The following is a 23748-nucleotide window of genomic DNA, read 5'->3' as shown; positions in this document are numbered from 1 at the left end:
GAACGCCGACCGCCCCACCGCTGGTCAGCGATGGGGCGGTTTGGTGAGCTATTGGAGCCTTGGAGCGGACGAACGGCGGACCTGGGTCCGCGAATTCCGGATCAGGTGATGCGGAAGTCGGCGTTCTTGATCAGCGAGAGCGCGTACTGCAGCCAGAAGGTGCCGGTCGCGGGGATCGTCTGGCCCGGGTACAGCTCCTGCGCGCAGGGGCCGGCGGAGCGGCCGGGGTTGCCGATCCAGAAGAGGCCGTCGAGCCCGCGGTACTTCGCCGGCACGTTCGACGTCGGCTTGGGGCCGAGGCCGCGGCCGGGCGCGTTGCAGCGGAACGAGTTGCCGTCCCTGACGCGGTCCTTCGGGACCAGCGGGCCCCTGCCGTTGCCGGACGTGTTGATCACGTAGTGGGCGGTGCCGCCCGTGCGCTTGACGAGGTCACGCGCGTACTTGATCTCCTTCAGCGTTCTGTCCTGGTGCGTCGCGTTGGTGAAGAAGCCCTGGATCTTGTTGACGCCGACCTGGCGCAGCTTCGCCGCTATGTAGGGCGCGCCGTGCGCGAGACCGCTGCCGGCGTCGACGTAGACGACCGCGCGCGGCAGCTTCGACAGCACGTCGATCGCGTACTTGACCTCCTCGATGCGGCGCGCGCGGCCCGGGCCGGAGAGGCACTTCATCGTGATCAGCGCGTCGATCTCGTAGAAGAGGACGACGGGCTGGTTGCCGATCCCGAGCGCGAACTCGTCGTACCAGCGCTTGTACGCGGCGACGTCGGCCGGCGAGTCGGCCACGCCACCGCACTGCAGGTGCTTGAGGCGGTAGGTGGCCAGCAGCGGGACGGCACCCGGATCCTCGGTCTGGACACGCTGCAGCAGCGTCGCGACCTCGTGCCGCGGCGCCTTCGTCCAGGTGCCGAAGCGCTTCGTCTCCGGCTGGTCGGCGATCACTCTGAGCTGCTGGACGCCCTTCGCGCGGCGGTACTTCTGCATCGCGACGCGGGCGAGGTTCCACTTGGTGTCGACGAAGAAGCGCGCGCCGAAGAGCGGGTTGCCGTTGGTCGGCGCGACCGGGAGCGCGAGCGGGTTGGCGTCGTCGCGCAGGTCGGGCGTCCCGATCGCGTCGTTGTCGACGATCGTCAGGATCGCGCGGTTGGGCTCGCCGAGCTTGGCGTTGTAGGGCCCGTAGATGCCGACCTTGACGGTCTCGGGACCCTCGACGATCGTGTCGTCGATGATCGGGATCGTGAAGGAGGCCTCGGCGACGCCCGGATCGATTCTGATCGTGCCCTGGACCGGCTTCCAGTCCTGGTTGGCCTCCGCGCTGCGGTCGTAGTAGGCGTCGTAGCGGATCTCGCCACGTTCGCGGACGTCGTCGCGGACGATCGTGATGACGGCGTTGCCGTCACCTTCGTTGACGCTGAAGTGGTCGGAGGTGAGACGGATCGTGCCGGCCGCGGATGCCGCCGCCGGGATCAGCAGCAGTGCGAGCAGCGCAAGCAGGACGAGACGAAGGGGGGTCTTGGACATGACACGCCTGAAGGGGAGGGGACGATGGACGGGATCGGTGCGACCCTCCCTTTGATCGGCGCGGCTTGGAAGCTGTGCGATGCGATTCGTCCCAACACGGACGAATCTTCTACGCGACGCTGCGCGCGGCCGCGCCGCGCCGCGGCGCGCCGCGAGAACCCCGCGGTCAACCCCGGACGGTGTAGCGCGTGCCCGCGCTGAGCGTCAGCTGCGCGAGCCCGAGGCCGCCGAGCACCAGCGCCGCGGCGCCGTCGCCGGCGATCGCCAGTGCGAGCGCGACGAGGACCGCGCCGAACGCCAGCCCGTGGTCGAACGCGCGGTGGGCGATCACGTCGCGGGGGCTCGTCGCATCGAGCGCGAGGCCGATCGCGAGCACGCCGATCAGTCCGGCCAGGACGGTCCCGGCGGCGGTGAAGCCGAATGCGAAGGGCGCGATCAGGGCGAGCACCCCGAACAGCAACTCGACGGCTCCGTGGAGCGAGAGTGGAAGTGGTCGAAGCGCCGTCATCATGCAGCGATTGTGTGACTTCGCACGAGACCGTTGTGTGAATCTCCTCACATGCACGTTGGCGTCTATCTGGTCGTCGCGGCGTGCTTTCGAGGGGCTGCAGGTGGCAACGGGCGCCCGTGCCGGTACCGTGTCTGCGCGGTGACGACGAAGATGCGACTCGACACGCTGCTCGCGGAGCGAGGCGTCTTCGCCTCTCGCTCGCGCGCGGCCGCGTCCGTGCTGGCGGGCGAGGTGCTGATCGGCGCCGACCGCAGACGTGCGCTGAAGCCCGGCCAGATGGTGGCCGACGACGTCGAGCTGGACGTCGACGCCGCGCCGGCGTTCGTCTCGCGCGGCGGCAGAAAGCTCGCGAACGCGCTCGACGCGGTCGGACTCGACGTCAGCGGACGCCATGCGCTCGACGTCGGCGCCTCGACCGGCGGCTTCACCGACTGCCTGCTGCAGCGCGGCGCCGTCCACGTCGTCGCGCTCGACGTCGCCTACGGCGAACTGCATTGGCAGGTCCGCACCGACGAGCGCGTGACCGTGATGGAGCGCCGCAACGCCCGCGCGCTCACGCGCGAGCAGCTCCCGTACGCGCCGGACCTGTTCGTCGCCGACGTCTCGTTCATCTCCCTGACGAAGGTCCTGCCGGCCGTCCTGGCGACGCTGGCGGAGCGCTACGACGGCCTCGCGATGATCAAGCCGCAGTTCGAGGTCGGTCGCGAGAAGGTCGGCAAGGGCGTCGTGCACGACCCGGCCGACCGCCGCGCGGCGCTCGTCGCGGTCGCCGCCGCGGCGCAGCAGCTCGGCGCCGCGGTGCTCGGCTTCGTATCCTCTGGCCTGCCTGGCCCGAAGGGCAACCGGGAGACGTTCGTGCGACTGGCCGAGGGCGGCCGCGCGGGCGCGCTCGACGATCTGGAGTCTGCGGCCCTGGAGGTCGAGCCACATGAGTGAGCGCAGGGTTGCGACGGTCTTCACCCACCGCCGCCCGACGGAGACGAGCGCGGCGCTCGGCGAGCTGGTCGCGGCCGCTCGCGCGGCCGGCTACACGCTGCGCTTCTCACCGGAGGAGACGATCAAGCACGGCCTCAAGGCGGAGCCGGGGATCGAGGTCGACGCGCCGCCGGCGCCGGACGCCGACCTCTGCGTCGTGCTGGGCGGCGACGGCACGATCCTGCACGGGCTGCGCTGCTATGCGCGGACGGGCGTCCCGGTCTTCGGCGTCAACTTCGGCGAGGTCGGCTTCCTCGCGACCGTCGACCCCGACCACGACGTCGGCGTCGGGCTGAAGATGGCGTTCGACGGCAACTTCGAGATGCTCTCGCTGCCGGGCATCGAGGCGCAGAGCGGCGGCGGCGAGTGGCTCGCGATGAACGACGTCTCGTTTCACCGCCAGCAGGGCCTGCGCGTCGCGGACCTGGCGGTCGAGGTCGGCGACGAGGAGGTCGGCCGCGTGCGCTGCGACGGCCTCGTGGTCGCCACGCCCGCCGGCTCGACCGGCTACAACCTCGCCAACGGCGGACCCGTGATGGCGTGGGGCGTGGAGGGGCTCGCGGTCTCCTACATCGCGCCGCACTCGCTGACGGCGCGCGCGCTCGTGGTCGCGCCGGCCGACCCGATCACGATCCGCAACCGCTCGCGCGAGGAACCGGTCGACGTCTCGATCGACGGGCGGCCGATCTGCGAGCTGCTGCCGGGCGGCGCGCTGTCGGCGCGCTTCAGACACGACGTCGGCACGCTCGCGCAGGCACACGACGCGAGCTTCTACCACCGCCTGCGCGAGAAGTTCGGGCGGCTCGCCCGGGGGGCCTAGGCGGGGATTCGCACGGGTGTTCGCGTGCAGCCCTGCTCGCATGCGAACCTCTGTTCGCTTTTCCGTCCGGCGAAGGTGATGGACTTGCGCGCATGCTTCACGAGCTGCGTGTCGAGAATCTTCTCCTGATCGAGCGGGCCGAGCTGCGCCTCGGGCCCGGGCTCAACGTGCTGACGGGCGAGACGGGCGCCGGCAAGACGATGCTGGCGCACGCGCTCGACCTGCTGCTGGGTGGCAAGGCGCGCAGCGGGATCGTCCGCCCGGGCGCCTCGGAGGCGTACGTCGAGGGCGTCTTCGACTTCCCGCAGCGATTGCGCGAGCAGCTCGGGGAACGGCTGCCCGACGACGCCGACGAGCTGGTGCTGGCACGGCGCGTCTGGCCGGACGGGCGCACGCGCGCCTACCTCAACGGCCGCTCCGCGACGGTCGCGGACCTGCGCGAGCTGGGCGGCGAGCTGCTCGCCTTCTACGGCCAGCACGAGCACCGCAAGCTGATGCTCGCCTCTGCGCAGCTAGAGATCGTCGACTCGTTCTGCGGCCCGCAGCAGCGCGAGCGGCGCGCGCAGGCGGCTGCCGCTCATGCGGAGCTGCGCACGTTGACACGGCGGGCGCAGGAGCTGGGGGCGATTGGCGGCGCGCGCGAGCGCGAGCTGGACCTGCTCGAGTTCGAGCTGCGCGAGATCGAGGAGGTCGATCCGAGCGCGGCGGAGCAGACCGAGCTGGAGCGCGAGGCGGCGCGGCTGCGGCACCTCGAGGGGCTGCGCGGGGCCGCCCTTGCGGGAGCGGAGGCGATCATGCCCGACAGCGGTGAGAGCGGCGCCAGCGCGCTGCTGGCGGCAGCTGCGGGCGCGCTCGACGCGATGGCCGGGGTCGATCCGGAGCTGGAGCCGCTGATCGAGCGATACCGCGCGCTCGTGTTGGAGGCTGACGACCTCGCGACGGAGCTGCGCGGCTACGAGCAGGGCGTCGAGGGGGAGCCCGGCCGGCTCGACGAGGTCGAGGAGCGGTTGACGGCGCTCCAGCGGCTGGAGCGCAAGCACGGCGGCACGATCGCGGCGGTGCTCGCCCACGCGGAGCAGTGCCGCGCGCGGCGCGACGAGCTGACCGGCGCGGAGGCGGCGCTGGAGCAGACGCGGGCGGAGCTGGCGGAGGCGAGGGAGCGGCTGCAGGCGGTCGCGGTGGAGCTGCGCGCGGCGCGCGCGGAGGCGGCGCCCGGCCTGGCGGAGGCGGTGCGCGCGCGGCTCGCGGAGCTGGCGATGGCGGGCGCGACGTTCGAGGTCGCGCTGTCGGAGCGCGAGGAGCCGACCGCGAGCGGCGGCGACACGGTCGAGCTGCTGATCGCCGCCAACCCCGGCGTGCCGGCCGGTCCTCTGCGCGACGTGGCGTCCGGCGGCGAGACGTCGCGCGTGATGCTGGCGCTGCTCGGCGTCGCGAACGCCGACGTCGAGGACGGCGCCGGCCTGCTCGTCTTCGACGAGATCGACGCCGGCATCGGCGGTCACACCGCGCGGGCGGTCGGCTCGCAGCTGCGCGCGCTGGCTGAGGGCCGCCAGGTGCTCTGCATCACCCATCTGCCGCAGGTCGCGGCCCACGCCCAGCGCCACTTCCGGATCGAGAAGGACGGGACGGCCTCCACTGCTGTCACGACGATCACGGACCTGCGCAGAGACGGCGTCGTCGGCGAGCTGGTGCGGATGCTGGGCGCGGACGAGACCGACAGAGCGGCGCGGAAACACGCAAGAGAACTCTTGAAGGCCGCCTGACAAACGTCAGAAGCGTTTCGGCATTCCGGAATCCGGTTAGGGCGATGTCGGGCGCCATCATTAGACTGAGGGGTCAACCGTGGCCGTTTTCCCCCCTACCGCGTCGAAGAACGGCGCGGCCACCACCGAGGTGTCCGGCATCGCCCGGATCGGAAAGCGCACCAAGCATCTCGTCAAGAGACTGCGCCCCGGCGACGTCGCGATCATCGATCATCGCGATCTCGATCGCGTCTCCGGTGAAGACCTCGTTGCCTGCGGCGTCGCGGGCGTCGTCAACTGCTCGCCGTCGTCCAGCGGCCGCTACCCGAACATGGGTCCGCTGCTGCTGGTGCAGGCAGGCATCGCGCTGATCGACGCGCCCGGAGCCGACCTGATGAGCAGTCTGAGCGACGGCGACCCGATCGTCCTCAGGGGCGGTCAGGTCTGGCGCCGCGACGAGCTGATGGCGGAGGGCGAGCGGCAGGAGCCCGAGCGCGTGCAGGCGCTGACCGACAAGCGCCGCCGCGAGATCGGCGACGCGCTGGAGGCGTTCGCCGCCAACACCGTCCAGTACATGATCGAAGAGCGCGACCTGCTCTCCGGCAAGCTGGAGCTGCCGCACTTCGACACCGACTTCCGCGACCGCCCCGTCCTGATCGTCGTGCGCGGCGTCGACCACAAGCGCGACCTGAAGGCGCTGCGCGCCTACATCCGCGACGTGCGCCCGGTGCTCGTCGGCGTCGACGGCGGCGCCGACGCGATCATCGAGGAGGGCTTCAAGCCCGACATGATCGTCGGCGACATGGACTCGGCCACCGAGCCGACGCTGCGCGCCGGCGCCGAGCTGGTCGTGCACGCCTACTCCGACGGCCGCGCCCCGGGCCGCAACTACCTCGAGTCGCTCGGGCTCGACTACAAGATCGTCCCGGCGCCCGGCACCAGCCAGGACATCGCGATGCTGATCGCGTCCGAGAAGGGCGCCGAGCTGATCGTCTCCGTCGGCTCCCACTTCAACCTCGTCGAGTTCCTCGACAAGAACCGCCAGGGGATGGCGTCGACTTTCCTGACGCGCCTGCGCGTCGGCGAGATCCTCGTCGACGCCAAGGGCGTGAGTCGCCTCTACCGGCCGCAGCCGGGCATCGGACCCGTGCTGCTGCTGGCCGGCACCGGCGTGATCGCGCTGATCGTCGTCGTCCTGCTGACCCCGGCGCTGCACGACGTCGCCGACCTGCTGTGGCTCAAGCTGCAGGTGCTGCTGGGGATCGACGCCTAGATGGCTGCCGCCCCGCCGCCGATGCCGCCGGCCACGCCGCGCGCTGCCGCCGCCCCGACGCCGGCGCGGTCGGCCGCCGCCTAGCGCCCGCCGACCGCCTCGCCACACCTACCCACCACACGTCTCCGCATGCTCAGCTTCCGCTACCACGCCCTTTCGCTCGTCGCCGTCATACTCGCGCTCGTCATCGGGCTGCTGCTCGGCGTCGCGGTCGGCGACAGAGGCCTCGTCTCCAGCGCCGAGAGAGAGGTGCGCGACTCGCTGCGCAAGGACGTGCGCGAGGCGCAGCAGGAGCGCGACGACGCACGCGACACGCTCGAGCAGCGGCGCGTCTTCGAGGAGGACGCCTACCCGGCGCTCGTCGACGGCCGGCTGGAGGGGATGAGAGTCGCGTTGATCGAACTGGGCGGCTCCTCGGACAAGATGTGGGACCTGACGCGCAGCGCGCTGCAGGGCTCCGGCGCGAGACTGTCGTCGGTCTCCGTCATCAAGGAGCCGCTCGACCTCGAGCAGATCGGCAAGGCCGCGAGAGGCACGCGCTACGAGAGGCTGGCCGAGCAGCCGTCGCTCGTGCATCCGTTCGGGACGCGCATCGGCATACAGTTCACGCAGGGCGGCGAGCTGCTGCAGAACGTTCGCGGCGACCTGCTGGACCAGGGCAGCGGCACGCTCGAGGGTGCCGACGCAGTCGTGATCGTGCGCGACGAGCGCAGATTCGACGATCCCGAGGAGGAGAAGGTCGTCGAGGACTTCGAGCACGGCCTGATGCGCGGGCTGCGCGTCAACAACGTGCCGGTCGTCGGCGTCGAGACGATCGACGCCGATCCGTCGCAGATCGGCTGGTTCAAGGACCAGGACCTGTCCAGCGTCGACGACCTCGACGATCCGCTCGGCCGCGCCGCGCTCGTCTTCGCGCTCGCCGGCGAGCGCGGCCACTTCGGCGTCAAGTCGACGGCCGATGGCGGCAGGCTGCCGCCGGTCCTGTAAGCGCTCGCCGTCCGATCGTCCCGCTACCTTCTCTCCACGTGCAGGCCCTTCCGACCCTCGTCGCATTGGCGGCGGCGATCATCTTGACGCCGCCGATCCTGCGGCACCTGACGGAGGAAGGGCTGACGCGCGAGAACTACCGCGGAGCGCAGCTGCCGTTCCCAGGCGGCATCGCGATCGTCGCCGCGGCGGTCGTCGCGCTCGCCCCGCTCGCGCTCGTGCAACAGCTGTTCGACACCGTCGTCTTGCGCCCGGAGGCCGGCCTCGTCGCCACATATGCGCTCGGCGTCGCGCTGCTGGGCCTGATCGACGACCTGCTCGCCGGCAGACCGCGCGGCTGGCGCGGTCACGGCAAGGCGGTGCTCGGCGGCGGCTTCAGCACCGGAGCGCTGAAGGCCGTCGGCTCGCTCGGGCTCGCTCTGTTCGTCCTCAGCGGCGAGGGGTACGACAACGGGCAGTACATCCTCGCGGTGGCATTGCTCGTGCTGACCACCAATCTCTTCAACCTGCTCGACCTGCGCCCTGGCCGCTCCGCCAAGGGTTTCGTGCTGCTCGGCGCCGCGCTGACGCTGGCAACCTGGGACGCACGGCCGCTGGAAGCGCTCGGCCTGTTCGCCGCGCCGGTGCTCGTCGCCGGCTTCTACGACCTGCGCGAGCGCGCCATGTTGGGCGACACGGGCGCCAACCTGATCGGCGGACTCGCCGGACTCTGGTTGATTCTCAGCTTCGACACGCTCGGCCAGACGATCGCGCTCGCCGTCGTCCTGGCGCTGACCGTCTACGGTGAATTCCGCTCGCTCTCGGCGCTGATCGAGCGAACCCCACTCCTGCGCAATCTAGACTCGATCGGAAGGAACGCTCCGCATGCCTGAGGCCCCGACAAGCGGCTCGACTCGCTTCATCTTCGTCACCGGGGGCGTCGTGTCCTCGCTCGGCAAGGGAATCGCGGCCGCTTCGATCGGTCGCCTGCTCGTCGCGCGCGGCTTCACCGTCCAGCTGCAGAAGCTCGACCCGTACATCAACGTCGACCCCGGCACGATGTCGCCGTACCAGCACGGCGAGGTGTTCGTGACCGAGGACGGCGCGGAGACCGACCTCGACCTCGGCCACTACGAGCGCTTCACCGACGTCAACGCCCGCCGCGGCTCCAACGTGACCGCCGGCGGCATCTACAACTCGGTGATCCGGCGCGAGCGCCGCGGCGACTACCTCGGCGGCACCGTCCAGGTGATCCCGCACATCACCGACGAGATCAAGTCACGCGTCAAGCTGATGGCCGACGCCAGCGACGTCGACTTCGTCATCACCGAGATCGGCGGCACGGTCGGCGACATCGAGTCGCTGCCGTTCCTGGAGGCGATCCGCCAGTTCCCGTCCGACGTCGGGCGCCGCAACTGCATGTACATCCACCTCACGCTCGTGCCGTACATCGGCCACGCGGGTGAGCTGAAGACGAAGCCGACGCAGCACTCCGTCAACGAGCTGCGCCGCATCGGCATCGGCGCCGACATGCTGCTGTGCCGCTCGGAGTCGCTGCTGAGCAAGGACATCCGCAGAAAGATCGCGCTGTTCGCCGGCCTCCCGATCGAGGCGATCGGCTCCGCGGTCGACGTCGACCACATCTACCGCGTGCCGCTCGTCTACCGCGAGCAGGGCATCGACGACTTCGTGCTCGACCACTTCCGCATGGAGGCGCCCGCGCCGGACCTGAGCGGCTGGGAGCAGATGACCGCGCGCGCCGTCGAGGCGTCGCAGCGCGTCAGAATCGCGCTCGTCGGCAAGTACATCAAGCTCGAGGACGCGTATCTGTCCGTCGTCGAGTCGCTCAAGCACGCCGGCATCGAGTACGGCACGCAGATCGACGTCGACTGGATCGACTCCGAGCAGCTGGAGACCGACGAGGCGCACGAGCGGCTCGCCGAGGCCGACGGCGTGCTCGTCCCCGGCGGCTTCGGCGGCCGCGGGATCGAGGGCAAGATCTGCGCCGCGCAGGTCGCGCGCGAGGACAACATCCCGTACCTCGGGATCTGCCTCGGCATGCAGGTGGCAGTCGCGGAGTTCGCCCGCAACGTCGCGAACATGCCGGGCGCCAACTCGACCGAGTTCGATCCCGAGACGCCGTACCCGGTGATCGACCTGCTGCCCGAGCAGAAGGAGATCTCCGACCTCGGCGGCACGATGCGCCTCGGCGCCGACCCGGTCAAGCTGCACGAGGGCACGCGCACGCGCGAGCTGTACGGCGAAGCGGTCATCTACGAGCGCCACCGCCACCGCTACGAGGTCAACAACCATCTGCGCCGCCGGCTCGAGTCGGCCGGGCTGATCTGCTCCGGCACCTCGCCCGACGAGCAGCTCGTCGAGGCGATCGAGCTGCCGGCCGATCAGCACCCGTTCTTCGTCGCGTCGCAGTACCACCCCGAGTTCAAGTCGCGCCCGCAGCGCGCGGCGCCGCTGTTCAGCGGCTTCGTGCGCGCGGCGCTGGACCGGGCGCTGGAGCGCGGCACGGCCGGCGGCGACGACGACGGCGCGCGTTCGGCACGCAGCTCCGCGCCGATGTCGGCCGACGACACGCTCGCGCGCGAGACCGGTCTGCCGACCGCGTGAGGCGGGCCGACGAGCAGGAGCGCCGGCGGCTCGGCGAGCTGTTCGCCGAGCTGTGCGCGATCGAGAGCCCCTACGGGCGCGAGCGGGCGTGCGCGGACCGCGTCGCCATGGAGCTGCGCACGCTCGGCCTGGATGTGGTCGAGGACGACGCCGGCGCAGCCGTCGGCGCTGACGCCGGCAACCTGCTCGCGCGGGTCCCGTCGCGCGACGAGCTCGCCGGCGCCCCCGCCGGTCCGTCGATCCTGCTCTGCGCCCACCTCGACACCGTCCCGCTGACGGGTCCGGTCGAGCCGGTGCTCGTCGACGACGGCTGGGAGAACAGACACGACGCGATCCTCGGCGCCGACAACAAGGCGGCGATCGCCGTGATCCTCGAGGTCGCGCGGCGCGCAGTCGCGGAGCCTCCGCCCGTCGGGCTGGAACTGCTCTTCACCGTCTCGGAGGAGTACGCGCTCGCGGGCGCGAAGGCGTTCGACGCCGCGCGGCTGCGCAGCGCGTTCGGCTTCGTCTTCGACCACGCGACGCCGATCGGCGAGGTGATCGTCGCCTCGCCGACCTACCACCGCATCACCGCCGACTTCATGGGCGTCGCCGCGCACGCCGGCATCCGCCCCGAGGACGGCCGCAGCGCGATCCTCGCGGCCGCGCGGGCGGTCGCCGCGATGCCGCTCGGCCGCCTCGACGACGAGACGACGACGAACGTCGGCACGATCCGCGGCGGCTCCGGCATCAACGTCGTGCCGGACGCCTGCCGGATCGAGGCCGAGGCGCGCTCGCTGGACGAGACGAAGGTCGAGGCGGTCGTCGCGGAGATCGTCGACCACCTGCACGACGGCGCCAACGCCGCCGAGTGCGACGTCGACGTGACGATCGAGGCGCTCTTCCGCGGCTACCGCGTCAGACCGTCGGCGCCGCAGCTCGCCGCCGCCGAGGCCGCGCTGCACGGCTGCGGCTACGTGCCCAAGCGGATCGCCTCCGGCGGCGGCTCCGACGCCAACGCCCTCATCGCTGCCGGCTTCCCCTGCCTCAACCTCGCCAACGGCACCGAGCGCGCCCACCAGATCGACGAGCGCGTCTCCGTCGTCGCGCTGGAGGGGATGTTGGACGTGGCGCTGGCGCTGGTGAGCGAGAGCGCGGCGCTGCTGTGCTGACGCTGCGGCGGGGCGTCGTCGTCCAGGCGGGTGCTTCCGAAGGCAGCTGGCAGCAGCTCAGCACCGAGATCGCCGGCGAGCGGCGCACGGCCGTCGCCGACATCGGCCTCGTCGGCGTCTGCGAGGAAGGCGACGACGTCGTCGTCAACGTCGCCGCGATCGACCTGGCCCTCGGCTCGGGCGGCGCGGACATCGTCCACGTGAACCTCACCCGCGGCCTCGGCGCGACCGTCGACCACGACGAGAACGTGATGAAGCTGAACTACACCTCGCTGCAGCACACGGTGCGGCCGGTGGAGGGACGTGAACTGAATACCCCGTTGGAGGGCGTCGCCGCCGCCTTCCCGCTGCACGGCCACCTCGCACCGGTTGCGTGGGCGCTGGCGCAGGCGCGGCCGGGCACGCGCGTCGGCTACGTGCAGACGGCGGGCGGCGCGCTGCCCGGCGCGATCTCGGCGACCGTGCGGGAACTGCGCGAGCGCGGTCTGCTCGCCGGCCACACGACCGCCGGGGCGACCTACGGCGGCGAGCGCGAGGCGATCACGACGCCGGGCGCGATCCACGACGGGATCGTTGGGCAGGGCTGGGACGTCGTGCTCGTCGGCCCCGGTCCGGGGATTCTCGGGTCCGGCTCCGCCCTCGGCCACGGCGGCATCTTCGCGCTCGACAGCGCGCACGCGGCGCTGGCGCTCGGCTGCCGCACCGTGCTCGTCGCGCGGATGTCCTCGGGCGATCCGCGGCCCCGTCACCAGGGCCTCTCGCACCACACCCGCACGGTGCTGGAGCTGCTGCTGGCCCCGGTGACGCTGCCGGTTCCGCTCGGCGCGACCGATCCGGCGTTCGCCGCAGCCCGCGCCCGCGGCCACGTCGTGCACGAGGCGCACGCGGATCTGTCCGGCTACAGCGCCAGCGGCCTGCCGGCCCGCACGATGGGCCGCACGCTGGAAGCGGATCAGCCGTTCTTCGCCGCCGCGCTCGCGGCTGGCACAACACTCGGAGGCATGCTGTCGTGACGCAGTTCGAGAAGCTCGGCCAGGAGACGATCTGGAAGGGCCACGTCGTCGAGGTGCGCGTGGAGAGATTCCGCCATGCCGACGGCGCCGTCGTCGAGCGCGACAACATGCACCACCCGGGCGCGGTCGGGATCGTCGCGACCGATGACCAGCACGTCTGGCTCGTGCGCCAGCCGCGCGAGATCTGCGGCGTCGGCGACCTGCTGGAGATCCCCGCAGGCAAGCTCGACGTCGACGGCGAAGCCCCGCTGGAGACCGCCAAGCGCGAGCTGGCCGAGGAGATCGGCAAGGCCGCGACGACCTGGATGCCGCTGCACGACTTCTTCACCAGCTGCGGCTTCAGCGACGAGCAGCTGCACCTCTTCCGCGCCACCGGCCTCAGCGACGTCCCGCGCCCGCCGGTCGACGAGGACGAGCGGATCGAGATCATCCCCTGGCCGCTCACCCGCCTCGACGACGCGATCGCGTCGTGCCACGACGCGAAGTCGCTGATCGGCCTGCTGCTGCTCCAGCGCAGCGTGCGCGGCGCCTAGCGACAGCAGCCTCCGCCCGATGGCGGGATCTTCACCACCAGGTGGTGGTCTTGTCCGCCCTCGGTCGAGCGCCACCTGTCTGGGCGCTTCGTTGCGGCCTGGAGGAGTCGGGCGGTGGGGGCGGAACCACGGTGTCGATGACGACGACGCCGCTGATCGAACCGCTGCGCACCGGGGCCTACGAGGACCTCGTGCTCGACTTCATCGCGTATCTGGAACTGGAGCGCGGGCTGAGTCGCAACACGCTGGAGGCGTACCGCTCTGACCTGCTGCAGTACGGCGCCTACCTGCAACGGGCGGGCAAGAACGCGCTCGAGGTCGACCACAGCGACCTGTCGGCGTTCGTCGGGGCGCTCGCGACCGGTGGCGACGGGCGTGCGCCCGCGGCGGCGACGACCGTCCAGCGCAAGGTCGCCTGCCTGCGCTCGTTCTACCGTCACCTGCGCCGCGAGGAGATCCTCGATCGCGACCCGACGGCCGAGCTGAAGGGCCCGCCGCGCGGCAAGAGACTTCCGAAGGTGCTCTCGCGTGACGAGGTCCAGCACCTGCTGTCGCAGCCGAGCGGCACCGGCCCGGCGGCGCTGCGCGACCGCGCGCTGCTGGAGTTGATGTACGCCTGCGGGCTGCGCGCCTCCGAGGCCGTCGACATGCGCCTGGACGAGATCGACGTCGAGGACGGCGTCCTGCGCGCCAACGGCAAGGGCAACAAGGAGCGGCTCGTCCCGATCGGCTCCAAGGCGCTCGAGGCGCTGCGCTACTACCTGATGCGCGGGCGCCCCGTGCTCGTCGGCGACGGCGAGGAGAAGCGCCTGTTCGTCAACCAGCGCGGCCAGGGGCTGACGCGGCAGGGGCTGTACAAGATCGTCCAGCGCCACGCGAGAACCGCCGGGCTGAGCGAGAAGATGAGCCCGCACACGCTGCGCCACACCTTCGCGACGCACCTGCTCGCCGGCGGCTGCGACCTGCGCTCGCTGCAGGAGATGCTCGGCCACGCCGACATCGCCACGACGCAGATCTACACGCACCTGTCCGCGGACCGGCTGCGCGACGTCTACTTCGACGCGCACCCGCGCGCACAGCTCGGCTCAGACGACGGTTGATGCGGCGACGGGCGGTCGTCGTCGTGCTCGACGCGGTCGGGGCGGGGGCGCTCCCCGACGCGGCTGACTACGGCGACGCGGGGACGAACACGCTCGCGCACGTCGCCGAGCTGGCCCGCGGCCTGCGGCTGCCGAACCTTCAGCGCCTCGGCCTCGGCTCGATCCTGCCGCTGCAGGGCGTCGCGCCGGCGGAGGCGCCGGCCGTCCACGGTCGGCTGCACCCGCTCGGCCCCGGCAAGGACTCGACGACCGGGCACTGGGAGCTGATGGGGGTCGCGGCGCGCACGCCGCGCCCGACCTATCCGAACGGCTTCCCGCCGAGCGTGATCGACGCGATCGAGCAGGCCAGCGGTCGCCGCGTCGTCTGCAACGCGCCGACGGACGGGATCGCCGTGATCGAGCAGTACGGCGAGCGGGCGCTGCGCGACGGCGCGCTGATCGTCTACACGTCGCAGGACTCGGTCCTGCAGATCGCTGCGCACACCGACGCGCTGCCTGCCACGGAACTGCACGGACTCTGCGCACGCGTGCGCAAGCTGATGGTCGGCGAGCACGCGGTCGGACGCGTGATCGCGCGGCCGTTCGACGGAGCGCCCGGGGCGTTCGAGCGCACCCGCGAGCGGCGCGACTTCGCGCTCGCGCCGACCAGCCGCAGCCATCTCGACGAGCTGCGCGAGGCCGGCGTGCAGACGCACGCGGTCGGCAAGGTCGGGCAGTTGTTCGGTGGTCGCGGCTTCGCCCGCCAGCACCCCGGCGCGACGAACGCCGAGGCGATCGCCTCCACGACGCGCCTCATGGACGAACTGGACGAGGGCTTCGTCTTCACCAACCTGATCGAGACCGACCAGGTCTACGGCCATCGCAACGACGTCGCCGGCTTCCACGGCGCGCTGCGCGAGATCGACGCGGCGGTGGGGGAGTGGGAGCGCCTCCTGCGCCCCGGCGACCTGTTCGTGCTGACCGCCGACCACGGCTGCGACCCCGCGCACCCGGGCACCGATCACACGCGCGAGTACGCCCCGCTGCTGGCGCTCTTCGACGGCCACGACGGCCGCCGCCACGATGGCCCGCTCGCCGACGTCGGCGCCAGCGTCCTGCGCTGGCTCGCCGGCCGCGACGCGCCCGCGGTGCCCGGCGCGCCGTTCGTACCCTGAGTCACTCCTGCGACGGCAGCAGATCCGCCGCGTGCGCCGCGAGCACCCGTTTCGGCGCGCGCGCCAGCCAGCCCTCGATCAGCAGCTCGCGCAGCTCGGTCCGATCGACCTTCGAGAGCCACACGAGCACCGCCGGGTAGCCGTCGTAGTGCGGCGTCGTGAAGAACTTGTCCGGCTCGGAGGCGATCAGCGCGCCCTTCTCGAACTCGCTCGCGCACCAGACGACGAGCACGTCCTCGGTCCGCATCCGCGCGAACAGTCTGTTCTTGACGCGGAAGCCGACGTTCCCGTACGACGTTCTCTCGATCGTCTCGGGCAGGGACAGCGCGATCGTGCGCAGCTCGTCCACGGTGCTCATGCCGGAATGTGTACCACCGGCGCAGGCGCGATACTCCCGCCATGTTCTGGCCCTGGCTGCGTCATCACGTCACGGAAGGCCACGCGGCCAACGTCGTCTACGGCTCGATCGTCGTGCTGGCGCTCGTGCTCGTGCTCTCGCACGAGCACGCCTCGGCCGGCACGGCGATCGTCTCGATCGTCGGCGCCTCGCTGGTCGTCTCGATCGCCGAGGCGTACTCGGAGTTCCTGCAGGAGATGATCCAGCTGCACCGCCCGCTGAGAGGGCGCGAGCGGCGCCAGATCCTCGCCGGGATCGCCGTCCACGGCGTCGCCGCGCTGGCGCCGATCGTCTTCTTCGTGCTCGCCGCGCTCGACGCGATCAGCCTCGACGGCGCCTACACGACCGCCAAGTGGGTCGGCGTCGGCGTGCTCGGCCTGTACGCCTTCGGCGCCTACCGCGCGGCCGGCGGCAGCATCCAGCGCAGCCTCTTCGCGGGCGGCGCGATGACGCTGATCGGCGTCGTGCTGGTGCTGCTGAAGTCGATCCTCGGTCACTGACGCCGACCCGATATCTTCGACCGCAGCGATGCCCGAGCTGCCCGAAGTCGAGACCGTCCGCCGTCAGCTCGAGCCGCGGCTGGTCGGCCGCACGCTCGTCGCCTACGCCGTCCGCGACGCGCGCTGGACCGCGCCGCGCGCGCCCAGCGAGGTCGTCGCGCCGCTGGTCGGGCGCCGCATCGAGGGCTTCCGTCGGCGCGGGAAGTACTTGATCTGGGAGGCGGAGGAGGAGCTGTTCCTGCTGATCCACCTGCGGATGACGGGCAACCTGCTCTACGACGCGCCGGCGAGAACACCGTACACGCGCGCGCACTTCGGCTTCGACGACGGTCACGACCTGCGCTTCGTCGACCCGCGCCGCTTCGGCACCGGCTGGCTGCTGGCCGGTCAGGACGAGCTGGACGCGTACCTCGACGCGCGCCTGGGCGTCGAGCCGTTCTCCGACGACTTCACCGCCGAGCACCTGAGAGCGCTCGCGAGAGGGTCGCGCTCGCCGATCAAGGCGTTCCTGCTGGACCAGAAGCGGATCGCCGGCGTCGGCAACATCTACGCCGACGAGGCGCTGTTTCGCGCCGGTCTGCACCCGCTGCGTCCGGCCGGGAGAGTCACGACCGCGCAGTGGGCGCTGCTGCGCGACGGGATCCTCGACGCGCTCAACGCCGGCATCGACGCAAGAGGCGCCTCGATCGACGACTTCCGCGATCTCGACGGCGCCCGCGGCTCGTTCCAGGATCGCTTCCTGATCCACCGTCGCGCCGACGACGGCTGCATCACCTGCGGGGGCCCGATCCGCAAGATCCTCGCCGCCGGCCGCGGCACCTACGTCTGCGAGAACTGCCAGCCCCGCCCGCGCGGCGCGAGAATCGTGCCGATGACGCGGTGAGGCAGCTGGCGGACGCCGCTGCCGCCCCCGCTACGATGATGAATCCCGGAAAGCCGACCGGCTTTGCGGAGAAACGCCGAAACGTCATCCCCCACCAGGAAGCGAAGCTCTCCTCATGCGTCCGACACGTCGCCACGCCGTCGCCCTGCTCACGGCCGCCGCGCTGCCGCTGACCCTGGCCGCCTGCGGCTCCGACGACGAGTCGGACTCGACGCAGGCCGCCACCTCCGCCGCCGCGTCAACCACGACGACGGCCGCTGCCGCCTGCGAGAAGGGCAGCCTCGACCTCGTCACCGACGGGACGCTCACCGTCGCGACCGACAAGCCGGCCTACCCGCCGTACTTCGAGGACGACAAGCCGGAGAACGGCAGAGGGTTCGAGAGCGCCGTCGCGTACGCGATCGCGAGACAGCTCGGCTTCGCCGACGGCGAGGTCAGATGGGTCGTGGAGCCGTTCAACTCCTCCTACGCGCCGGGCCCGAAGAACTTCGACTTCGACGTCAACCAGATCTCGATCACGCCCAAGCGCGCGAGACAGGTCGACTTCTCCTCGCCGTACTACACCGCCCCGCAGGCGGTCGTCGCGCTGAAGAGATCCGACGCCGCCAGAGCGACCACGCTCGCGGAGCTGAAGGAAGCGCAGCTCGGCGTCCAGATCGGCACGACCAGCCTCGACGCGGTCTCCGACACGATCCAGCCGTCGCGGCAGCCGAAGGTCTTCAACGACTCCAACGACGTCGTGCGCGCGCTCAAGCAGGGCCAGGTCGACGCCGCCGTGGTCGACCTTCCGACCGCGTTCTACCTGACCGCCGCGCAGGTGCCGGAGGCGAAGATCGTCGGCCAGTTCGAGGCGCCGGGCGGCGACTCGTGGGGCGCGCTCTTGGCGAGAGGCTCGTCGCTGACCGCCTGTGTCTCCAGAGCCGTCGACGCGCTCAGAGCGGACGGGACGCTCGAAAGACTCGAGCAGCAGTGGATGGGCGAGGCCGCCGGCGCGCCTGAGCTGCAGTAGCGACCGCCCCACAGCGGACACTTCAGCAACCGCCGCACCCGCAGCCAGCCGCATCGCGTCTCACCGCACCGCATCCGCACCCGCGTGTCCGCACTCGACCAGATAGACCCGACCGACCGCCGCGCCGTGCGCGCCGCCGCCCGCCGGCGGCGCGATCGCCGCGGCCTGCTGATCGCGCTTGCCTCCTCGGTCGTCGTGATCGGCGGCCTCGCGCTGCTCGTCGTCACCAGCCCCGGCTGGCCCGACGTGCGCGAGACGTTCTTCTCCTGGAGCGCGTTCAAGACGAGCTTCCCGGACGTCCTCAGAGGCTTCTGGCTCGACGTCAAGCTGTTCCTGATCGTCGAGGCGGTCGTGCTCGTGATCGGCCTGCTGATCGCGCTCGCGCGCACGACACAGGCGCCGGCGCTGTTCCCGATCCGGCTGCTGCTGTCGATCTACACCGACGTGATGCGCGGCGTGCCGACGATCCTGCTCGTCTACCTCGTCGGCTTCGGCATCCCCGCGCTCGCCTTCAGCGGGCTGCCGACCGACCCGCTCGTGCTCGGCGGGATCGCGCTGACGCTGTCGTACTCCGCCTACGTCGCGGAGGTCTACCGCGCCGGCCTGGACTCGGTCCACCCGAGCCAGCAGGCGGCGGCGCTCGCGGTCGGGCTCAATCGCGTGCAGGCGATGCGCTTCGTCGTGCTGCCGCAGGCTGTGCGGCGCGTGATCCCGCCGCTGCTGAACGACTTCATCTCGTTGCAGAAGGACGTCGCGCTGGTCTCGACGCTCGGCCCGCTGGAGGCCTTTCGCGTCGCCCAGATCCAGGCCTCCTCGGACTTCAACTACACGCCGCTGATCGCCGCCGCGCTGCTGTACATCTGCGTGACGGTCCCGCTCGCGCGTTTCGTCGACCACCTGCAGCGCCGCAGACGCCGCGCGCAGTCGGCCGAGGGGGTCACGGCATGAGCATGAACGCGAGCGCCACCGCCAGACCCGTGATCGAGGTGCGCGGGGTGACGAAGGCCTACGGCGAGCTGCAGGTGCTGCGCGGCATCGACCTGACCGTGCGCGAGCACCAGGCGATCGCGCTGATCGGCGCGTCGGGCTCGGGCAAGTCGACGCTGCTGCGCTGCATCGACCTGCTCGACGAGATCGACGACGGCGACGTGCTGATCGACGGTGAGGTCGTGACGGATCCGAGCGTGCGCGCCGCCGCCGTGCGCCGCAGACTCGGGATGGTCTTCCAGGCGTTCAACCTGTTCCCGCACCTGACGGTGCTGGAGAACGTGACGCTCGCGCCGCGCCGCGCGCACGGGAAGCAGCGCAAGGCGGCGGAGGAGCGGGCACGTGAACTGCTCGCGCGCTTCGGCCTCGACGGCCGCGAGGACGCCTACCCGGACCGCCTCTCGGGCGGTCAGCAGCAGCGCGTCGCGATCGTGCGGGCGCTGGCGCCGAACCCGCGTGCCCTGCTGCTCGACGAGGTCACGAGCGCGCTCGACCCAGAGCTGGTGGGGGAGGTGCTGGAGGCGGTGCGCGAGCTGAAGGCGGACGGGATCACGATGCTGATCACGACCCACGAGATGGGCTTCGCGCGCGAGGTCGCCGACGAGGTCTGCTTCCTGCACGAGGGCCTGATCCTCGAACGCGGCGCGCCTGAGGAGATCTTCACCGCCCCGCAGCAGCCGGAGACGCAGCGGTTCCTCAGACGGCTGCTCGACGCGAAGCGGGTCTGACGCTGCGCGGCAGCCGTCGGGACGACGCTACGCGGCGGCGGCCAGCTCGGCGAGCTTGCCGCTCTTGTCGGCCGCTGCGAGCTGGTCGTAGCCGCCGATCGGGACGCCGTCGATGACGATCTGCGGGAAGGTCATCATGCCGGTCAGCTCGACCAGCTGCGCGCGTCCGTCGGGGTCACGTGCCAGATTGATCTCTTCGAATGCGAGCTCGCGCTTCTCGAGCAGCTGCTTCGCCCGCACGCAGTACGGGCAGACATCGGTGGTGTAGAGCGTGATCTTGGCCATTACTTCAGTGAATATAGCGACAGCGGGCTGACGACAGATGGCATCCCGCTCCCTGCGCACAGAGGCGATCGTGCTGCGCTCAATACGCTTCGGCGAGGCCGATCGGATCCTGCATCTGTACACGCCCGAGCACGGCCGCCTCGGCGCGATCGCGAAGGGCGCGCGCAAGACCCGCAGCCGCTTCGGCGCGCGGCTGGAGCCGTTCTTCCACCTCAGCATGAACCTGCACCTCAGCCGCGGCGACCTGCACACGGTCACGAGCGCGGACACGATCGCCGCGCACGGCCCGCTGCGCGAGCGCGCCGACTCGCTCGACGCCGCCGCGCGCGCCTGCGACGCCGTCTCGCGCCTGTTCGAGACCGACGACCCGAGCCCCGCGGTCTTCCACCTGCTCGCCAACAACCTGACGCTGCTCGACGGCGACCCGCGCCACGCCGCGACCGCCGCGCAGCTCGCGTTCCGCCTCAAGCTGCTGGTCGCCGGCGGCTTCACGCCGCAGCTCGCCTCGTGCGCGTCGTGCGGCGAGAGCGACCACCTCGCCGGCTTCTCCGGGGCGGCCGGCGGCGTCGTCTGCACCGCCTGCGAGGCATCCGCGTTCCCGCTCTCGCAGGAGGCGCACGGCTTTCTCGTCGCCGCGCTCGGCCGTCCGCTCGCCGACGCGCCGGCTGCGAGCCAGCGGTCGCTGCGCCAGGCGGAGCGGGCGATCAGCGAGACGGCGGAGCATCACGCGCACGTCCATCTGCGAGCGCTCGCGCGTCCTGACCACCGTCCAAGTGGTCAGACCATTAGAGTGCCGGGATGACCGAGAGAGCTGTGTCCGACACCACGTTCGTCTACGACTTCGCCCAGGGCTCGCGCGAGATGCGCGCACTGCTCGGCGGCAAGGGCGCCAACGTCGCTGAGATGACCCGCATTCTGGGCGCCGAGCGAGTACCCGCGGGCTTCACGATCACGACCGAGGCCTGCGTCGCCTACATGGACGCCGACCGCACCGAGCCCGAGGGTCTCGCCGACGAAGTCGCCGAGGCCCTCTCGCGTCTGGAGGCCCACGTCGGCAAGCGCCTCGGCGACGACGCCGATCCGCTGCTGGTCTCCGTTCGCTCCGGCGCACGCGAGTCGATGCCGGGCATGATGGACACGGTCCTCAACCTCGGCCTCAACGACCGCTCCGTCGAGGGCCTCGCGGCGAAGACCGGCAACCCCCGCTTCGCGTGGGACTCCTACCGCCGCTTCGTGCAGATGTTCGGCAACGTCGTGCGCGGCGTGCCGGGCGAGCGGATCGAGGCCGCGATCAGAGCGCTGAAGCAGGAGCAGGGCGTCACGCTCGACACCGAGCTGGACGTCGACGCGCTGCGCGAGCTGACCGGTCGCTTCAAGGCGCTGTTTCAGGAGCACACGGGGGAGGCGTTCCCGCAGGAGCCGGGCGAGCAGCTGCGCCAGTCGATCCGCGCCGTGTTCGACTCGTGGATGGGCGACCGCGCGATCCACTACCGCCGCATCAACCGCATCCCCGACGCCTGGGGCACGGCGGTCAACGTCCAGCAGATGGTGTTCGGCAACAAGGGCGACACGTCGGGCTCCGGCGTCGCGTTCAGCCGCGACGAGGTCACGGGCGCGCCCGAGCCGTCCGGGGACTTCCTCCAGAACGCGCAGGGCGAGGACGTGGTGAGCGGCGTGCGCAACACGCGCGACATCGCCGAGCTGGCGGAGATCATGCCCGCCGCGCACGCCGAGCTGATGGAGATCCTCGGCACGCTGGAGCGCCACTACGGCGACATGCAGGACACCGAGTTCACAGTCGAGGAGGGGCACCTCTACATGCTCCAGACGCGCAACGCGAAGCGGCCCGCGCAGGCCGCCGTGCGGTTCGCCGTCGACGCGGTGCAGGAGGGCCTGCTGAGCAAGGACCAGGCCTTGCTGACGATCGACGCCGACAAGCTCGACGCGCTCCTGCACCCGACTTTCGACCCCGCGGCGCAGGTCCACCAGCTCGCGCGCGGCGTCGCGGCCTCGCCGGGCGCCGCGAAGGGCGAGGTCGTCTTCACCGCCGACGAGGCCGTCGCGGCCGCGGCGGAGGGTCGCGCGGTGATCCTCGTGCGGCCGTTCACCGAGGCGGAGGACGTCGCCGGCTTCGACGCCGCGAAGGGGATCCTCACCAGCGAGGGCGGCAAGGCCTCGCACGCCGCGCTCGTCGCACGCGGGATGGGGCGGCCGTGCGTCTGCGGCGCCTCGACGCTGGAGATCGACGTCGAGGCGGGCGAGATACGCGCGCCGGGCGGCGTCGTCATACACGGCGGCGAGCGGATCGCGATCAACGGCTCGACCGGCCTGATCACGACCGACGACGTGCCGCTCGTCGAGGCGGAGTGGAGCGAGCAGTTCGAGACGATCCTGACGTGGTGCGACGAGCTGCGCCGGCTCGGCGTGCGCGCCAACGCCGACACCCCGCAGGACGCCGCGCGGGCGCGTGAGTACGGCGCCGAGGGGATCGGCCTCTGCCGCACCGAGCACATGTTCATGGCGGCCGACCGTCAGCCGAAGATGCGCGCGATGATCATGGCCGAGACCGAGGAGGACCGCCGCGCCGCGCTGGCGGAGCTGCTGCCGCTGCAGCAGGAGGACTTCGAGGGGTTGTTCGAGGCGATGGCGGGCGCGCCCGTCTGCATCCGCCTGCTCGACCCGCCGCTGCACGAGTTCCTGCCGCAGCGTCACGAGATCGAGCAGGAGCTGGAGACGCAGCGCGACGCCGGCGCGGAGCTGGGCGGCGCGGGCGGCGGCAAGGTCGCCGAGCTGGAGCGCACGCTCGTGCGCGTCAAGACGCTGGAGGAGGTCAACCCGATGCTCGGCACGCGCGGCTGCCGGCTGGGGATCCTCTATCCGGAGATCTACGAGATGCAGGCGGTCGCGATCTTCGCCGCCGCCACCGCGGTGCGCGACCGCACCGGCAAGACGCCGCTGCTGGAGGTGATGATCCCGCTCGTCGACTACGAGACGGAGCTGGAGATCCTGCGCCAGCTCGTGATCGACGCCGCGCAGGAGCGCGGCCTTGCGGTCGGCGAGGACTTCCTCGTCGGCACGATGATCGAGCTGCCGCGCGCGTGCTTCCAGGCCGACAACATCGCCGAGCACGCCGACTTCTTCTCGTTCGGCACCAACGACCTGACGCAGACGGCGCTGGGCTTCTCGCGCGACGACGTCGAGAGCAAGTTCATGGGCGTCTACCTCGACCGCAAGATCATCGACCGCTCGCCGTTCGAGACGCTCGACACGCCCGGCGTCGGGCAGATGGTGCGGATGGCGGCGTGGCTGGGACGCAAGACGAAGAACCAGCTCAAGCTCGGCGTCTGCGGCGAGCACGGCGGCGACCCCGACTCGATCGACTTCTTCCACCACTCCGGCATCGACTACGTGTCGTGCTCCCCGTTCCGCGTCCCGATCGCCCGCGTCGCCGCGGCGCGCGCGGCGGCGGCGGAGCGGCTGGCGGCGCAGCCCGGCTGACGCCGGCCCGAGCGGTCTCGGTTCGACGCCGAACCGAGACCGCGGGCGTTCCGCTGGCCAGCGCTGCCAGAATCAGGGGTG

Annotated in this window: 23 protein-coding genes; 19 read left to right on the top strand and 4 right to left on the bottom strand. The window is 71.4% G+C overall.

The window, feature by feature from the left end:
• Positions 1-101 precede the first annotated feature (101 nt).
• Both Q7L65_RS10350 and Q7L65_RS10345 read right to left on the bottom strand, forming a co-directional pair.
• Positions 102-1517, bottom strand: a complete 1416-nt coding sequence (locus Q7L65_RS10350) for a glycoside hydrolase family 6 protein (RefSeq protein WP_304720932.1) — start codon at positions 1515-1517, stop codon at positions 102-104.
• A 166-nt stretch (positions 1518-1683) separates the two neighbouring features.
• A complete protein-coding gene (locus Q7L65_RS10345) occupies positions 1684-2028 on the bottom strand; it encodes a hypothetical protein (protein ID WP_304720931.1) in 345 nt (114 codons plus the stop codon).
• A 138-nt stretch (positions 2029-2166) separates the two neighbouring features.
• On the opposite strand from Q7L65_RS10345, the gene Q7L65_RS10340 reads away from it, so the two are divergent.
• From Q7L65_RS10340 to Q7L65_RS10285, 12 genes are all read left to right on the top strand, one after another.
• A complete protein-coding gene (locus tag Q7L65_RS10340; RefSeq protein ID WP_304720930.1) occupies positions 2167-2964 on the top strand; it encodes a TlyA family RNA methyltransferase in 798 nt (265 codons plus the stop codon).
• Positions 2957-3823: an NAD(+)/NADH kinase gene (locus Q7L65_RS10335; RefSeq protein WP_304720929.1), complete on the top strand. Its 867-nt coding sequence runs from the start codon at positions 2957-2959 to the stop codon at positions 3821-3823. The genes Q7L65_RS10340 and Q7L65_RS10335 overlap by 8 nt, the downstream gene beginning before the upstream one ends.
• Positions 3824-3915: 92 nt before the next feature.
• On the top strand, positions 3916-5586 hold the full coding sequence (gene recN / locus Q7L65_RS10330) for a DNA repair protein RecN (RefSeq protein WP_304720928.1): 1671 nt from the start codon (positions 3916-3918) through the stop codon (positions 5584-5586).
• A 79-nt stretch (positions 5587-5665) separates the two neighbouring features.
• Positions 5666-6838 carry a putative cytokinetic ring protein SteA gene (steA, locus tag Q7L65_RS10325; protein WP_304720926.1) on the top strand — a complete coding sequence of 391 codons (1173 nt, stop codon included), beginning with the start codon at positions 5666-5668 and terminating at the stop codon, positions 6836-6838.
• Positions 6839-6967: 129 nt separating this feature from the next.
• A complete protein-coding gene (locus Q7L65_RS10320; RefSeq protein WP_304720925.1) occupies positions 6968-7825 on the top strand; it encodes a copper transporter in 858 nt (285 codons plus the stop codon).
• Positions 7826-7863: 38 nt separating this feature from the next.
• Positions 7864-8697, top strand: a complete 834-nt coding sequence (locus Q7L65_RS10315) for a hypothetical protein (protein WP_304720923.1) — start codon at positions 7864-7866, stop codon at positions 8695-8697.
• Positions 8690-10429 carry a CTP synthase gene (locus Q7L65_RS10310; protein ID WP_304720921.1) on the top strand — a complete coding sequence of 580 codons (1740 nt, stop codon included), beginning with the start codon at positions 8690-8692 and terminating at the stop codon, positions 10427-10429. Before Q7L65_RS10315 ends, Q7L65_RS10310 begins: the two co-directional genes overlap by 8 nt.
• Positions 10426-11580 carry a M20/M25/M40 family metallo-hydrolase gene (locus tag Q7L65_RS10305; RefSeq protein WP_304720918.1) on the top strand — a complete coding sequence of 385 codons (1155 nt, stop codon included), beginning with the start codon at positions 10426-10428 and terminating at the stop codon, positions 11578-11580. Before Q7L65_RS10310 ends, Q7L65_RS10305 begins: the two co-directional genes overlap by 4 nt.
• Entirely contained in the window at positions 11574-12593 is a 1020-nt protein-coding gene (locus tag Q7L65_RS10300) for a DUF3866 family protein (protein WP_304720916.1), read from the top strand. The genes Q7L65_RS10305 and Q7L65_RS10300 overlap by 7 nt, the downstream gene beginning before the upstream one ends.
• Positions 12590-13126 carry an NUDIX domain-containing protein gene (locus tag Q7L65_RS10295; protein ID WP_304720914.1) on the top strand — a complete coding sequence of 179 codons (537 nt, stop codon included), beginning with the start codon at positions 12590-12592 and terminating at the stop codon, positions 13124-13126. Before Q7L65_RS10300 ends, Q7L65_RS10295 begins: the two co-directional genes overlap by 4 nt.
• Before the next feature lie 137 nt (positions 13127-13263).
• Positions 13264-14226 (top strand): site-specific tyrosine recombinase XerD, encoded by a 963-nt coding sequence (gene xerD, locus Q7L65_RS10290; RefSeq protein WP_304720913.1) that lies wholly within the window; start codon positions 13264-13266, stop codon positions 14224-14226.
• On the top strand, positions 14226-15380 hold the full coding sequence (locus Q7L65_RS10285) for a phosphopentomutase (RefSeq protein WP_304720912.1): 1155 nt from the start codon (positions 14226-14228) through the stop codon (positions 15378-15380). The genes xerD and Q7L65_RS10285 overlap by 1 nt, the downstream gene beginning before the upstream one ends.
• Before the next feature lies 1 nt (position 15381).
• Here the strand turns inward: Q7L65_RS10285 and Q7L65_RS10280 are convergent, their stop codons facing one another.
• Positions 15382-15738 (bottom strand): MmcQ/YjbR family DNA-binding protein, encoded by a 357-nt coding sequence (locus Q7L65_RS10280; RefSeq protein WP_304720910.1) that lies wholly within the window; start codon positions 15736-15738, stop codon positions 15382-15384.
• Between the two features lie 41 nt (positions 15739-15779).
• Here Q7L65_RS10280 and Q7L65_RS10275 point away from each other — a divergent pair, with 41 nt between their 5' ends.
• The 5 genes from Q7L65_RS10275 (at position 15780) to Q7L65_RS10255 (ending at position 19884) form a co-directional block, all read left to right on the top strand.
• On the top strand, positions 15780-16277 hold the full coding sequence (locus tag Q7L65_RS10275; protein ID WP_304720909.1) for a hypothetical protein: 498 nt from the start codon (positions 15780-15782) through the stop codon (positions 16275-16277).
• Positions 16278-16305: 28 nt separating this feature from the next.
• Positions 16306-17160, top strand: coding sequence for a bifunctional DNA-formamidopyrimidine glycosylase/DNA-(apurinic or apyrimidinic site) lyase (gene mutM / locus Q7L65_RS10270; protein WP_304720907.1), 855 nt, complete (start codon positions 16306-16308; stop codon positions 17158-17160).
• 115 nt (positions 17161-17275) lie between these two features.
• A complete protein-coding gene (locus Q7L65_RS10265; protein WP_304720906.1) occupies positions 17276-18169 on the top strand; it encodes an ABC transporter substrate-binding protein in 894 nt (297 codons plus the stop codon).
• 84 nt (positions 18170-18253) lie between these two features.
• On the top strand, positions 18254-19117 hold the full coding sequence (locus Q7L65_RS10260) for an amino acid ABC transporter permease (protein ID WP_304720904.1): 864 nt from the start codon (positions 18254-18256) through the stop codon (positions 19115-19117).
• Positions 19114-19884, top strand: coding sequence for an amino acid ABC transporter ATP-binding protein (locus Q7L65_RS10255; protein ID WP_304720903.1), 771 nt, complete (start codon positions 19114-19116; stop codon positions 19882-19884). The genes Q7L65_RS10260 and Q7L65_RS10255 overlap by 4 nt, the downstream gene beginning before the upstream one ends.
• Before the next feature lie 27 nt (positions 19885-19911).
• Here the strand turns inward: Q7L65_RS10255 and Q7L65_RS10250 are convergent, their stop codons facing one another.
• Positions 19912-20169, bottom strand: a complete 258-nt coding sequence (locus Q7L65_RS10250; protein WP_304720901.1) for a glutaredoxin domain-containing protein — start codon at positions 20167-20169, stop codon at positions 19912-19914.
• A gap of 37 nt (positions 20170-20206) precedes the next feature.
• Here Q7L65_RS10250 and recO point away from each other — a divergent pair, with 37 nt between their 5' ends.
• Together recO and ppdK are read left to right on the top strand one after the other, a co-directional pair.
• Positions 20207-20971, top strand: a complete 765-nt coding sequence (gene recO / locus Q7L65_RS10245; RefSeq protein ID WP_304720899.1) for a DNA repair protein RecO — start codon at positions 20207-20209, stop codon at positions 20969-20971.
• Entirely contained in the window at positions 20968-23667 is a 2700-nt protein-coding gene (gene ppdK, locus Q7L65_RS10240) for a pyruvate, phosphate dikinase (RefSeq protein ID WP_304720897.1), read from the top strand. Before recO ends, ppdK begins: the two co-directional genes overlap by 4 nt.
• Positions 23668-23748 lie beyond the last annotated feature (81 nt).

Source organism: Conexibacter sp. CPCC 206217, assembly GCF_030646165.1.
Lineage (GTDB): Bacteria > Actinomycetota > Thermoleophilia > Solirubrobacterales > Solirubrobacteraceae > Conexibacter.
The sequence above is the reverse complement of the archived record's forward strand: the minus strand, read 5'-3'. Positions and strand labels throughout refer to the sequence as shown.

Bases quoted from the DNA above. Each gene is read 5' to 3' on its own strand.
- Q7L65_RS10335 (WP_304720929.1), top strand. From the start codon at position 2,957: ATGAGTGAGCGCAGGGTTGCGACGGTCTTCACCCACCGCCGCCCGACG.
- Q7L65_RS10345 (WP_304720931.1), bottom strand. From the start codon at position 2,028: ATGATGACGGCGCTTCGACCACTTCCACTCTCGCTCCACGGAGCCGTC.
- Q7L65_RS10280 (WP_304720910.1), bottom strand. From the start codon at position 15,738: ATGAGCACCGTGGACGAGCTGCGCACGATCGCGCTGTCCCTGCCCGAG.
- Q7L65_RS10310 (WP_304720921.1), top strand. From the start codon at position 8,690: ATGCCTGAGGCCCCGACAAGCGGCTCGACTCGCTTCATCTTCGTCACC.
- recN (WP_304720928.1), top strand. From the start codon at position 3,916: ATGCTTCACGAGCTGCGTGTCGAGAATCTTCTCCTGATCGAGCGGGCC.
- ppdK (WP_304720897.1), top strand. From the start codon at position 20,968: ATGACCGAGAGAGCTGTGTCCGACACCACGTTCGTCTACGACTTCGCC.
- Q7L65_RS10350 (WP_304720932.1), bottom strand. From the start codon at position 1,517: ATGTCCAAGACCCCCCTTCGTCTCGTCCTGCTTGCGCTGCTCGCACTG.
- recO (WP_304720899.1), top strand. From the start codon at position 20,207: ATGGCATCCCGCTCCCTGCGCACAGAGGCGATCGTGCTGCGCTCAATA.
- Q7L65_RS10320 (WP_304720925.1), top strand. From the start codon at position 6,968: ATGCTCAGCTTCCGCTACCACGCCCTTTCGCTCGTCGCCGTCATACTC.
- mutM (WP_304720907.1), top strand. From the start codon at position 16,306: ATGCCCGAGCTGCCCGAAGTCGAGACCGTCCGCCGTCAGCTCGAGCCG.
- Q7L65_RS10255 (WP_304720903.1), top strand. From the start codon at position 19,114: ATGAGCATGAACGCGAGCGCCACCGCCAGACCCGTGATCGAGGTGCGC.
- Q7L65_RS10265 (WP_304720906.1), top strand. From the start codon at position 17,276: ATGCGTCCGACACGTCGCCACGCCGTCGCCCTGCTCACGGCCGCCGCG.
- Q7L65_RS10275 (WP_304720909.1), top strand. From the start codon at position 15,780: ATGTTCTGGCCCTGGCTGCGTCATCACGTCACGGAAGGCCACGCGGCC.
- Q7L65_RS10250 (WP_304720901.1), bottom strand. From the start codon at position 20,169: ATGGCCAAGATCACGCTCTACACCACCGATGTCTGCCCGTACTGCGTG.
- xerD (WP_304720913.1), top strand. From the start codon at position 13,264: ATGACGACGACGCCGCTGATCGAACCGCTGCGCACCGGGGCCTACGAG.
- Q7L65_RS10285 (WP_304720912.1), top strand. From the start codon at position 14,226: ATGCGGCGACGGGCGGTCGTCGTCGTGCTCGACGCGGTCGGGGCGGGG.